The sequence below is a fragment of the Enterococcus haemoperoxidus ATCC BAA-382 genome, assembly GCF_000407165.1.
GTDB lineage: Bacteria > Bacillota > Bacilli > Lactobacillales > Enterococcaceae > Enterococcus_L > Enterococcus_L haemoperoxidus.
On record NZ_KE136480.1, the window covers coordinates 849,589 to 861,960 of the forward strand.

The 12,372-nt window shown below is 42.2% G+C and carries 5 protein-coding genes, 8 tRNA genes, 3 rRNA genes and 1 other annotated feature (1 of these 17 only partly in view); of the genes, 14 read left to right on the forward strand and 2 right to left on the reverse strand.

Annotation, left to right across the window (positions count from 1 at the left end):
- Window positions 1-42, reverse strand: a binding site (T-box leader) (it extends 171 nt beyond the left edge of the window).
- A gap of 38 nt (window positions 43-80) precedes the next feature.
- Window positions 81-1,232: a sensor histidine kinase CroS gene (gene croS / locus I583_RS14550; protein ID WP_010762182.1), complete on the reverse strand. Its 1,152-nt coding sequence runs from the start codon at window positions 1,230-1,232 to the stop codon at window positions 81-83.
- The gene (croR, locus tag I583_RS14555; protein ID WP_010762183.1) at window positions 1,222-1,911 is read right to left on the reverse strand and encodes a response regulator transcription factor CroR; all 690 of its coding nucleotides are present in this window, start codon (window positions 1,909-1,911) and stop codon (window positions 1,222-1,224) included. Before croR ends, croS begins: the two co-directional genes overlap by 11 nt.
- Before the next feature lie 773 nt (window positions 1,912-2,684).
- Here croR and I583_RS14560 point away from each other — a divergent pair.
- The 14 genes from I583_RS14560 (at window position 2,685) to I583_RS14630 (ending at window position 12,370) form a co-directional block, all read left to right on the forward strand.
- Window positions 2,685-4,245 (forward strand): 16S ribosomal RNA (locus tag I583_RS14560).
- A 287-nt stretch (window positions 4,246-4,532) separates the two neighbouring features.
- Window positions 4,533-7,444, forward strand: a 23S ribosomal RNA gene (locus I583_RS14565).
- A 97-nt stretch (window positions 7,445-7,541) separates the two neighbouring features.
- Window positions 7,542-7,657: ribosomal RNA gene (gene rrf / locus I583_RS14570) — 5S ribosomal RNA — on the forward strand.
- Together the 16S, 23S and 5S rRNA genes with 8 tRNA genes alongside form the textbook arrangement of a ribosomal RNA operon.
- 14 nt (window positions 7,658-7,671) lie before the next feature.
- Window positions 7,672-7,744 (forward strand) — tRNA-Val (locus I583_RS14575).
- 6 nt (window positions 7,745-7,750) lie between these two features.
- Window positions 7,751-7,823 (forward strand) — tRNA-Lys (locus tag I583_RS14580).
- Between the two features lie 12 nt (window positions 7,824-7,835).
- Window positions 7,836-7,917, forward strand: a tRNA-Leu gene (locus I583_RS14585).
- A 35-nt stretch (window positions 7,918-7,952) separates the two neighbouring features.
- Window positions 7,953-8,025 (forward strand) — tRNA-Thr (locus tag I583_RS14590).
- An 8-nt stretch (window positions 8,026-8,033) separates the two neighbouring features.
- Window positions 8,034-8,105: transfer RNA gene (locus tag I583_RS14595), tRNA-Gly, on the forward strand.
- Window positions 8,106-8,119: 14 nt separating this feature from the next.
- A tRNA-Leu gene (locus I583_RS14600) sits at window positions 8,120-8,205 on the forward strand.
- Between the two features lie 10 nt (window positions 8,206-8,215).
- A tRNA-Arg gene (locus I583_RS14605) sits at window positions 8,216-8,289 on the forward strand.
- Window positions 8,290-8,373: 84 nt separating this feature from the next.
- Window positions 8,374-8,447 (forward strand) — tRNA-Pro (locus tag I583_RS14610).
- A 212-nt stretch (window positions 8,448-8,659) separates the two neighbouring features.
- A complete protein-coding gene (locus tag I583_RS14615) occupies window positions 8,660-8,878 on the forward strand; it encodes a hypothetical protein (RefSeq protein ID WP_010762184.1) in 219 nt (72 codons plus the stop codon).
- A 530-nt stretch (window positions 8,879-9,408) separates the two neighbouring features.
- On the forward strand, window positions 9,409-9,876 hold the full coding sequence (locus I583_RS14625; protein ID WP_010762185.1) for a CtsR family transcriptional regulator: 468 nt from the start codon (window positions 9,409-9,411) through the stop codon (window positions 9,874-9,876).
- Between the two features lie 4 nt (window positions 9,877-9,880).
- The gene (locus tag I583_RS14630; protein WP_010762186.1) at window positions 9,881-12,370 is read left to right on the forward strand and encodes an ATP-dependent Clp protease ATP-binding subunit; all 2,490 of its coding nucleotides are present in this window, start codon (window positions 9,881-9,883) and stop codon (window positions 12,368-12,370) included.
- The last annotated feature ends 2 nt before the right edge of the window (window positions 12,371-12,372 follow it).

Sequence of the window (12,372 nt, forward strand, 5' to 3'; positions counted from 1 at the left end):
TAATTCAGCACTATAAATACTTTTTCTCTTTGCTTGTCATTAGGATACAAAACTTTTGTTTAGATGTCAACCTCAGTATATCAATTTCTTTTTAAAGGTAAATGAATAATAAACGATGTCCAACGATTATCCGAAGTCGCATAGATATAGCCGCCATGCAGAGCTATAATGCTTTGTGCGATTGCTAAACCAAGACCTGTCCCGCCCGTTTCTTGTGAGCGAGACTCTTCGACACGATAGAAACGATCGAATAATTGATCAAGAGATTTCTTAGGAATCGGGGGGCCATCATTTCTAACGGCGATTACAGCCTCGGTTCCAACTTTTTCAACATCTATAACAATGTTTTTACCACCTTTACCATATTTAAGTGCATTTGATAGTAAATTATTGAAGACACGAACTAATTTTTCAGTATCTCCATCCATTTTTATTGATGTAGGGTTAGCGTTGACTTGAATGGTCATATTATTTTTATCAGCTTCTAGTTCGAAATCAGCGGCAAGCTGTTCAACCAGTTGAGTCATATCAAAGTTGATCGTATTAATAGGGACAGAAGGTTGGCGAACTTTCGTATATTCAAAGAGATCATCAACAAGTAATTTCATCTGTTTTGCTTTTACATAAGCTGTATGGGTATATTTCAACAAATCTTCTTCATTGTGAAATTGCCGATCTTCGATCAAACCTAAATATCCTATAATAGAAGTTAAAGGTGTTCTAATATCATGACTCACATTTGTGATAAGCTCATCTTTTGATTTTTCAATTTTACGTTCGTCTTCAATAGCTGCAACGGTGCTATCAACCAAACCGTTGATGCTAGTAACAACTTTTGCTAAATCACCGCTCAGCTCAAAAGGAATACGGTGGTCGTAATTACCATCAGCGATATAGTGCAGCTCACTGATAATATGCCGCAACTGCATTTGACGATAACGACGAATCAAACGCCAATACAATACAGCGACGTCTACTATAAAAAAGATTGGAATAACAAATTTACTCAAACTCCAAAATAAATCTGTATTTAGCTCGGTTGCAAAAGCACCTTTAGTTGCCCAGATGATGCCTTGTAATGTTTGGTTACCACTAAGAATAACTGTAATTGAAACATTTAATAGAAGTAACAGGATGATCGTGACGATTCCTTCAGCAAGTAATTCGCTAATTTCCTTTGATGTTAGGGTGATTCTTTTTTGTTTTTCGATTTTCTTTTGTCTAACGAGCATCGATCTTATATCCAACTCCCCAAACTGTTTGAATGACTTTTTCTCCGCCAGTTGCTTCTTCTATCTTATCTCTCAAGTGACTTACATGAACCATAACCGTTTTTGCAGAAACAATGCTTTCTTGCTGCCATACACGTTCAAAAATTTCATCAGCACTAAAAACACGATTAGGGTGGCTAGCTAATAGATACAAAATACCAAACTCTAAAGCAGTTAATTGAATTTCTTTTCCTTCAACTGTTTTTACTTCGTGGGAATCTTTGTTGATGATTAATGATCCTATTTCGAGTACATCAGGTTCATCTGCTTTCAGTTGCATTTGACTACGTCTTAAAATAGATTTAACTCGAGCCATAACTTCTAATGGATTGAATGGTTTTGTAACATAATCATCAGCTCCAGCTACCAAACCTTTTATTTTATCCATATCAGTTGTTTTAGCAGTCAACATAATAATAGGAATTTGAGATTCCTTACGCAATTCTTTCACTACTTGCATACCGTCCATGATTGGCATCATGATATCTAAGATAAGTAAATCAATATCTGAAATTGTTCGAATCTTGGACAATGCCTCTTTTCCATCGTAAGCTTTAACCACCTCATACCCCTCATTGTGAATATAAATGCTCAGTAGTTCTACAATCTCTTTATCATCATCAGCAACTAAAATTTTCATATCATTCATTTCCTCCATATATATAGTAGAATTCTTCTTCTTCATTCTAACAAAAAAATAGAAAAATTGACAAAAACAAAGAGAAGTTACGGTAAATTTAGAATATGTTACCAAAAATTAAGAAATAGGGGGAAAAGAGCTGGTTTTTTGCTCAAAAACGAACAATAAAGAACAAAAGTAATAAAACAATCGGTAACGAAAAAAAGTTTAAAAAAAGTGCAAATTTTAGTTGACCTGAGCCCGTAAACTTGGTATATTATATCTTGTCGCAAGGCACTGATGTAACACGCCAAACGATCACATAACATAACAAACCAAGTTTGAAAAAAACTTTGGGAATCAGCGAGAAAGTTGTTGACAAACGACGGACGACCTGATAAACTAGTGAAGTTGTCGCAGAAACGAGTGACAATCAACTAAAATAGAATAACAATTCAAGTTTGAAAAAACTTGAAAAATCAGCGAGAAAGTTGTTGACAAACAACGAGTAACCTGATAAACTAATGAAGTTGTCACGAAACATTCGATAACACCAAGCAGAAAAAAACTTTGAAACTTTTTTAAAAAAGTGTTGACATCGAATCGAAGATTTGATATGATATAAAAGTTGCTGCGAGGTAACACAGTAGACCTTTGAAAACTGAACAAAGTAAGACGAACCAAATGTGTAGGTTGTTTTTACAACGGTAAAAACAAACAACAATTTTTAACAAAGCGAAGCAATATGCTAGCAAACAAATGAGCTTAACAATTTTCGGATTGTGTTCAACTTTTATTATGAGAGTTTGATCCTGGCTCAGGACGAACGCTGGCGGCGTGCCTAATACATGCAAGTCGAACGCTTCTTTTCTACCGAGTGCTTGCACTCATTTGAAAAGAGGAGTGGCGGACGGGTGAGTAACACGTGGGTAACCTACCCATCAGAGGGGGATAACACTTGGAAACAGGTGCTAATACCGCATAATAGTCGACACCGCATGGTGTTGATTTGAAAGACGCTTTCGGGTGTCACTGATGGATGGACCCGCGGTGCATTAGCTAGTTGGTGAGGTAACGGCTCACCAAGGCCATGATGCATAGCCGACCTGAGAGGGTGATCGGCCACACTGGGACTGAGACACGGCCCAGACTCCTACGGGAGGCAGCAGTAGGGAATCTTCGGCAATGGACGAAAGTCTGACCGAGCAACGCCGCGTGAGTGAAGAAGGTTTTCGGATCGTAAAACTCTGTTGTTAGAGAAGAACAAGTAGGAGAGTAACTGCTCTTACCTTGACGGTATCTAACCAGAAAGCCACGGCTAACTACGTGCCAGCAGCCGCGGTAATACGTAGGTGGCAAGCGTTGTCCGGATTTATTGGGCGTAAAGCGAGCGCAGGCGGTTTCTTAAGTCTGATGTGAAAGCCCCCGGCTCAACCGGGGAGGGTCATTGGAAACTGGGAGACTTGAGTGCAGAAGAGGAGAGTGGAATTCCATGTGTAGCGGTGAAATGCGTAGATATATGGAGGAACACCAGTGGCGAAGGCGACTCTCTGGTCTGTAACTGACGCTGAGGCTCGAAAGCGTGGGGAGCAAACAGGATTAGATACCCTGGTAGTCCACGCCGTAAACGATGAGTGCTAAGTGTTGGAGGGTTTCCGCCCTTCAGTGCTGCAGCTAACGCATTAAGCACTCCGCCTGGGGAGTACGACCGCAAGGTTGAAACTCAAAGGAATTGACGGGGGCCCGCACAAGCGGTGGAGCATGTGGTTTAATTCGAAGCAACGCGAAGAACCTTACCAGGTCTTGACATCCTTTGACCACTCTAGAGATAGAGCTTTCCCTTCGGGGACAAAGTGACAGGTGGTGCATGGTTGTCGTCAGCTCGTGTCGTGAGATGTTGGGTTAAGTCCCGCAACGAGCGCAACCCTTATTGTTAGTTGCCATCATTCAGTTGGGCACTCTAGCGAGACTGCCGGTGACAAACCGGAGGAAGGTGGGGATGACGTCAAATCATCATGCCCCTTATGACCTGGGCTACACACGTGCTACAATGGGAAGTACAACGAGTCGCTAGGCCGCGAGGTCATGCAAATCTCTTAAAGCTTCTCTCAGTTCGGATTGTAGGCTGCAACTCGCCTACATGAAGCCGGAATCGCTAGTAATCGCGGATCAGCACGCCGCGGTGAATACGTTCCCGGGCCTTGTACACACCGCCCGTCACACCACGAAAGTTTGTAACACCCGAAGTCGGTGAGGTAACCCTTGTGGAGCCAGCCGCCTAAGGTGGGATAGATGATTGGGGTGAAGTCGTAACAAGGTAGCCGTATCGGAAGGTGCGGCTGGATCACCTCCTTTCTAAGGAATATTACGGAAACTTACACATTCGTCGACACTTTGTTCAGTTTTGAGAGGTTTACTCTTATAAGTGAAAAGTAATCATTTGATTCTCTTTCTTATTTATATGATTCTCTCAAACGAATTGTTCATTGAAAACTGGATATTGAAGTAAAAAAGTAATCAAAACAAACCGAGAACACCGCGTTGAATGAGTTTTTTAATTAAAATAGTTCGAAGCTTATTTTATTGGTCACGCCTCTATCGCTAGAGAAACGAACCAAACAAAACCGATCGTAAGATCGTAAGGTTAAGTGAATAAGGGCGCACGGTGGATGCCTTGGCATTAGGAGCCGATGAAGGACGGGACTAACACCGATATGCTTTGGGGAGCTGTAAGTGAGCTATGATCCAGAGATTTCCGAATGGGGAAACCCAGCATCTTTTATAGGATGTTACTTTCCAGTGAATACATAGCTGGTTAGAGGTAGACGCAGAGAACTGAAACATCTAAGTACCTGCAGGAAGAGAAAGAAAATTCGATTCCCTGAGTAGCGGCGAGCGAAACGGGAAGAGCCCAAACCAACAAGCTTGCTTGTTGGGGTTGTAGGACTCCGTTGTGGTAGTCTGTCAAGATAGTCGAAGAACCTGGAAAGGTTCGCCAAAGTGGGTAATAGCCCCGTAGACGAAATGTTGGCAACACCTAGGAGGATCCTGAGTACGGCGGAACACGAGAAATTCCGTCGGAATCCGCGGGGACCATCCCGCAAGGCTAAATACTCCCTAATGACCGATAGTGAACCAGTACCGTGAGGGAAAGGTGAAAAGCACCCCGGAAGGGGAGTGAAATAGATCCTGAAACCGTGTGCCTACAACAAGTCAAAGCCCGTTAATGGGTAATGGCGTGCCTTTTGTAGAATGAACCGGCGAGTTACGATTGCATGCGAGGTTAAGGTGAAGAGCCGGAGCCGCAGCGAAAGCGAGTCTGAATAGGGCGAATGAGTATGTAGTCGTAGACCCGAAACCATGTGATCTACCCATGGCCAGGTTGAAGGTGTGGTAAAACGCACTGGAGGACCGAACCCACGTACGTTGAAAAGTGCGGGGATGAGCTGTGGGTAGCGGAGAAATTCCAAACGAACTTGGAGATAGCTGGTTCTCTCCGAAATAGCTTTAGGGCTAGCCTCGGAATTAAGAATGATGGAGGTAGAGCACTGTTTGGACTAGGGGCCCATCTCGGGTTACCGAATTCAGATAAACTCCGAATGCCATTCATTTATATCCGGGAGTCAGACTGCGAGTGATAAGATCCGTAGTCGAAAGGGAAACAGCCCAGACCACCAGCTAAGGTCCCAAAATATATGTTAAGTGGAAAAGGATGTGGGGTTGCACAGACAACTAGGATGTTGGCTCAGAAGCAGCCACCATTTAAAGAGTGCGTAATAGCTCACTAGTCGAGTGACCCTGCGCCGAAAATGTACCGGGGCTAAACATATTACCGAAGCTGTGGATTACACCTCTGGTGTAATGGTAGGAGAGCGTTCTAAGGGCGTTGAAGGTCGATCGTGAGGACGGCTGGAGCGCTTAGAAGTGAGAATGCCGGTATGAGTAGCGAAAGACGGGTGAGAATCCCGTCCACCGTATGACTAAGGTTTCCTGGGGAAGGCTCGTCCGCCCAGGGTTAGTCGGGACCTAAGCCGAGGCCGATAGGCGTAGGCGATGGACAACAGGTTGATATTCCTGTACCAGTTGTTTTTGTTTGAGCAATGGAGGGACGCAGGAGGCTAAGGAATGCATGCGACTGGAAGTGCATGTCCAAGCAGTAAGTCTTGAGTAGAGTCAAATGCTTTACTCTATACGGACAAGCTGTGATGGGGAGGGAAATAATAGTACCGAAGTTCCTGATGTCACACTGTCAAGAAAAGCTTCTAGTGAGAAAACAACTGCCCGTACCGTAAACCGACACAGGTAGTCGAGGAGAGTATCCTAAGGTGAGCGAGCGAACTCTCGTTAAGGAACTCGGCAAAATGACCCCGTAACTTCGGGAGAAGGGGTGCTGACTTCGGTCAGCCGCAGTGAATAGGCCCAAGCGACTGTTTATCAAAAACACAGGTCTCTGCAAAATCGAAAGATGAAGTATAGGGGCTGACGCCTGCCCGGTGCTGGAAGGTTAAGAGGATGGGTTAGCTTCGGCGAAGCTCAGAATTGAAGCCCCAGTAAACGGCGGCCGTAACTATAACGGTCCTAAGGTAGCGAAATTCCTTGTCGGGTAAGTTCCGACCCGCACGAAAGGCGTAACGATTTGGGCACTGTCTCAACGAGAGACTCGGTGAAATTTTAGTACCTGTGAAGATGCAGGTTACCCGCGACAGGACGGAAAGACCCCATGGAGCTTTACTGTAGCTTGATATTGAGTGTTTGTACCACATGTACAGGATAGGTAGGAGCCGATGAACCCGGAACGCTAGTTTCGGTGGAGGCGCTGGTGGGATACTACCCTTGTGTTATGAACCCTCTAACCCGCACCACTTATCGTGGTGGGAGACAGTGTCAGGTGGGCAGTTTGACTGGGGCGGTCGCCTCCTAAAGAGTAACGGAGGCGCCCAAAGGTTCCCTCAGAATGGTTGGAAATCATTCGCAGAGTGTAAAGGCAGAAGGGAGCTTGACTGCGAGACTTACAAGTCGAGCAGGGACGAAAGTCGGGCTTAGTGATCCGGTGGTTCCGCATGGAAGGGCCATCGCTCAACGGATAAAAGCTACCCTGGGGATAACAGGCTTATCTCCCCCAAGAGTCCACATCGACGGGGAGGTTTGGCACCTCGATGTCGGCTCGTCGCATCCTGGGGCTGTAGTCGGTCCCAAGGGTTGGGCTGTTCGCCCATTAAAGCGGCACGCGAGCTGGGTTCAGAACGTCGTGAGACAGTTCGGTCCCTATCCGTCGCGGGCGTTGGAAATTTGAGAGGAGCTGTCCTTAGTACGAGAGGACCGGGATGGACTTACCGCTGGTGTACCAGTTGTTCTGCCAAGGGCATTGCTGGGTAGCTATGTAGGGAAGGGATAAACGCTGAAAGCATCTAAGTGTGAAGCCCACCTCAAGATGAGATTTCCCATTTCTTTAAGAAAGTAAGACCCCTGAGAGATGATCAGGTAGATAGGTTGGAAGTGGAAGTGCAGTGATGTACGGAGCGGACCAATACTAATCGGTCGAGGACTTAACCAAAGAAACGAAATAAAAAAGTTTTTCGGACTGTTTGATCACATTACTTCAATCCAGTTTTGAGTGAATAATCACTCAATTGAATAGCAACAACACCCAGTGTGGTGGCGATAGCGAGAAGGATACACCTGTTCCCATGCCGAACACAGAAGTTAAGCTTCTTAGCGCCGATTGTAGTGAAGGGTTTCCCTTTGTGAGAGTAGGACGTCGCCACGCTAAAGTGTTGTCTTGGAGGTTTAGCTCAGCTGGGAGAGCACCTGCCTTACAAGCAGGGGGTCGGCGGTTCGATCCCGTCAACCTCCATTTTTTGAGCCGTTAGCTCAGTTGGTAGAGCATCTGACTTTTAATCAGAGGGTCGCAGGTTCGAGCCCTGCACGGCTCATAGGAATATTTTGCGGGTGTGGCGGAATTGGCAGACGCACTAGATTTAGGATCTAGCGCCTTACGGCGTGGGGGTTCAAGTCCCTTCACCCGCATTTTTAGTCTCGTTTTATTACTAGGCGATTATAACGCCGGCTTAGCTCAGTTGGTAGAGCATCTGATTTGTAATCAGAGGGTCGAGGGTTCAAATCCTTTAGCCGGCATCCAGACTGCGGAAATAGCTCAGTGGTAGAGCACCACCTTGCCAAGGTGGGGGTCGCGGGTTCGAACCCCGTTTTCCGCTTAGCTTGTTCTTTCGCCGGGGTGGCGGAACTGGCAGACGCACAGGACTTAAAATCCTGCGGTGAGTGATCACCGTACCGGTTCGATTCCGGTCCTCGGCATAGAAATGTAGCACCCATAGCTCAACTGGATAGAGTGCTTGACTACGAATCAAGAGGTTAGGGGTTCGACTCCCTTTGGGTGCATAGTTGAAATTTTTGACTACGATTTAGAAGGTAATGGGTCTTAGTTCCTTTTAAGTGATTAGTCTTTTTTTATTATTATAGCTACGGGAAGTAGCTCAGCTTGGTAGAGCACTTGGTTTGGGACCAAGGGGTCGCAGGTTCGAATCCTGTCTTCCCGATTTATTTAATTTTGTATAAACATCACTCATTTTTTGAGTGGTGTTTTTTTACTTTACGATAATTTAAAGAATTGGCTTGTTACGGCTGGTGTCTTTTAAATGATTTTATACATAAGAAATAGATTTACACATATATTGACTTTTCTAATATATCATTTGGTATAATTAATTTACAGGAAATATTTTATAAGGAAAGATAACGGTGAGTAAAAATGAAAGTTGAAATTAAAGATTTAAAGAAAAGTTATGGTGATATAACTGTTTTAAAAGGAATTGATATGAATTTTGAAGATGGTATCGACTTATCTTTTAATACAGAAACAATTCTAACAGCTCAGCAGATGCTGATTTATCTATTCGCTTTTGCTGCAATTGCTCTAGTCTTTAATATCACATTTACTAAAGTAGTGAGTAAAGTTGAAACACAATAAATATAAATTAAACAGATTAGAAGATAACGATATACCAAGTGTAGTTGAATTGTTTAATCGAAACAATTCATACCAAGTCATAAAAGATGAAAAAGTGACAGTTGTAGATTTTCTATTGACTTGTGAGCTGAAAGAAATTTCTGATTTTTATGTAATGTTTTATTTTTAAGTTCAATTTTGGATGAACGTATATTTACAGAAGGTTCATATGATAATCATTATGTCACTGATAGATTAGAACAATCATTATCGATCGTATAAATATTTTAGTTAGCTATATCTTATGCAGTTAGCGTTATATTTTGATAGATACCTTAAGATATAGAAAAGTGTGTGGGAAAACTAGATTTTAGTTTTTTTCACACACTTTAAATTTTAATAAAAAAATAAATCGATATTTTTTGTTAAAGAACAATTTAATAGTCTAATATATTTATCTTTTCTTATCAAATTAGGCATTCTCCTTTATTAAACACTTGAAATTATGTATAATTAAGGTCAGTATTAGTCAAGGGAAAAGGATGAGAGTGATGAGTAATCAAAATACTTCGGATTTAATAGAGGCATATTTAAAGAAGATTCTTGAAGAAAGCAGTAAGATTGAGATTCGCAGAGCTGAAATGGCTCATTTATTCAATTGTGTTCCCTCCCAGATTAATTATGTTATTAACACACGTTTTACAATTCAACGTGGCTATTCTGTTGAGAGTAAACGTGGTGGTGGCGGCTATATTAGGATCGCCAAAGTTCAGATTTCTGATAGTGATCAATTGCTAAAACAAATTGCCAAATTTACGGGGGATGGACTTTCAGAAAAAGACGCACTGATTTTTGTCCAAAAGTTATATGAAGAAGACGTGATTACCAAAAGAGAAGGTAATCTGATGTTGTCTGTTCTTGGAAAATCAGTTTTAGGTAAAGCTGGATCAAATGAAGATTATTTACGTGCTCAATTGATGCATTCATTTTTAGAACGTTTGAGTTACGAGGAGGAATGATAGTATGGATGAATTATTTACAGAAAGTGCCAAGGCGGTATTAGCTATTGCACAAGAAGAAGCAAAATATTTTAGGCATCAATCTGTGGGCTCAGAACATTTGTTGTTGGCGTTAGTTTTAGAGCCAAATGGAATTGCCGGGAAGTCATTACGTCAGTTGAACGCAGATAAAAACGATATTCGTGAAGAAATCGAACATTTAACTGGCTATGGGACCGTGAAAGGATATCCTAAAGGTGCTTATTTACCGTATTCTCCTCGTGCAAAACAAATTTTTGCTTATGCAGGCGATGAAGCGAAGCGTTTGGGTGCACCAAATATCGGAACGGAACATATTTTGCTAGGTTTATTAAGAGATGAAGATATCTTGGCTTCACGCATTTTATTGAATTTAGGTTTAAGTTTATCTAAAATGCGTCAGCTATTAATGAAGAAAATAGGTATTACTGATCCGCAAATGAGTGGGAATGTAGGACGCCGGCGCAATAATCAAGCTCAAAAAGCTGCGCCAAAAGGAACACCAACCTTGGATTCATTAGCGCGGGATTTAACGAAATTAGCACGTGAAAATGATTTAGATCCTGTTGTTGGACGTTCACAAGAGGTTAGACGTTTAATTCAAATTCTAAGTCGCCGTACAAAGAATAATCCTGTTTTAGTTGGCGAACCTGGTGTCGGTAAGACTGCGATTGCTGAAGGACTAGCACAAAAAATTGTGAATGGTGAAGTTCCTGAAGATATGCTGGAAAAACGTTTGATGATGTTGGACATGGGTGCTTTAGTTGCCGGTACTAAGTATCGTGGTGAATTTGAAGATCGACTAAAAAAAGTAATCGATGAAATTTATCAAGATGGCGAAGTGATTTTGTTTATCGATGAATTGCATACCTTAATCGGTGCAGGTGGTGCTGAAGGTGCGATCGATGCATCAAATATTTTAAAACCAGCACTTGCAAGAGGAGAATTGCAAACGATCGGCGCAACAACACTAGATGAATACCAAAAATATATCGAAAAAGATTCAGCTTTGGAACGTCGTTTTGCTCGAGTACAAGTTGATGAACCAACACCGGAAGAAGCAGAAGAGATTTTAAAAGGTTTGCGTTCTCGCTATGAAGAACATCATGGTGTAGAAATCACAGATGACGCCTTACATGCGGCGGTTCAATTATCTGTACGCTACATTAATTCTCGCCAATTACCAGACAAAGCAATTGATCTGATGGATGAGTCATCAGCTAAAGTTCGTTTAGATTTGGCAGATGAACCTTCTGAAATCAATAATTTGCGCGTGGACATTGCTCGTTTAGTTCAAGAAAAAGAAGAAGCGATTCAGTCACAGTCTTTTGAAAGTGCAGCCAGACTACGCCAAAAAGAGAAAAAATTAGCCCGTAAATTAGAAAACATTCTACTATTAGAACAAAAAGAAGCTTCTGGTTATGCTAACCAAGTGACAGAGCAAGATGTTGCGAATGTTGTTTCACAATGGACAGGCGTGCCGTTACAACAGTTAGAGAAAAAAGAAAGTGAACGTTTACTTGAATTAGAAAGTATTTTACATCATCGAGTAGTCGGTCAGGATGAAGCTGTCCAAGCTGTGTCACGTGCAATCCGTCGAGCTCGCAGTGGGTTAAAAGATCCAGATAGACCAATTGGTTCATTTATGTTCTTAGGCCCAACAGGAGTGGGTAAAACAGAGCTTGCCAAAGCGTTAGCTGAAACGATGTTCGGTAGTGAAGATGCCCTTGTTCGAGTGGATATGTCTGAATTTATGGAGAAATACAGTACTAGTCGTTTGATCGGTTCTCCTCCAGGTTATGTGGGTTATGAAGAAGGCGGTCAGTTAACTGAAAAAATCCGTCAAAAACCTTATTCTGTCATTTTATTGGATGAAGTAGAAAAAGCGCATCCAGATGTCTTCAATATTCTCTTACAAGTATTAGATGATGGTCATTTGACCGATTCTAAAGGACGTAAAGTTGATTTTAGAAATACGATTTTGATCATGACATCAAATATTGGGGCAACAGCGATTCGTGAAGAAAAAAATGTCGGTTTCAACGTTAAAGACCTGACAAAAGATTATGATGCGATGCAAAAACGAATCATGGAAGAATTGAAAAAAGCGTTCCGTCCAGAGTTCTTGAACCGTGTGGATGAGACAGTTGTCTTCCGTTCATTGGATCAAGAAGAAATCCATGAAATCGTGAAAATTATGAGCAAATCCATCATTAAGCGTTTGAGAGAGCAAGATGTCAATGTGAAGATCACAGCAGCTGCCATCGAAGTGATTGGAAAAGTCGGCTTTGATCCAGAATATGGCGCACGGCCGATTAGACGAGCTTTACAAAAAGAGGTTGAGGATCGTTTAAGTGAGGCATTACTTTCCGGTCAAATCCATTTAGGTGATAAAGTAACGGTTGGTGCAAGTAAAGGCAAGATAACATTGAATGTTAAATCACCTAAACCTAAACAAGTATTACAAACAATTTAATC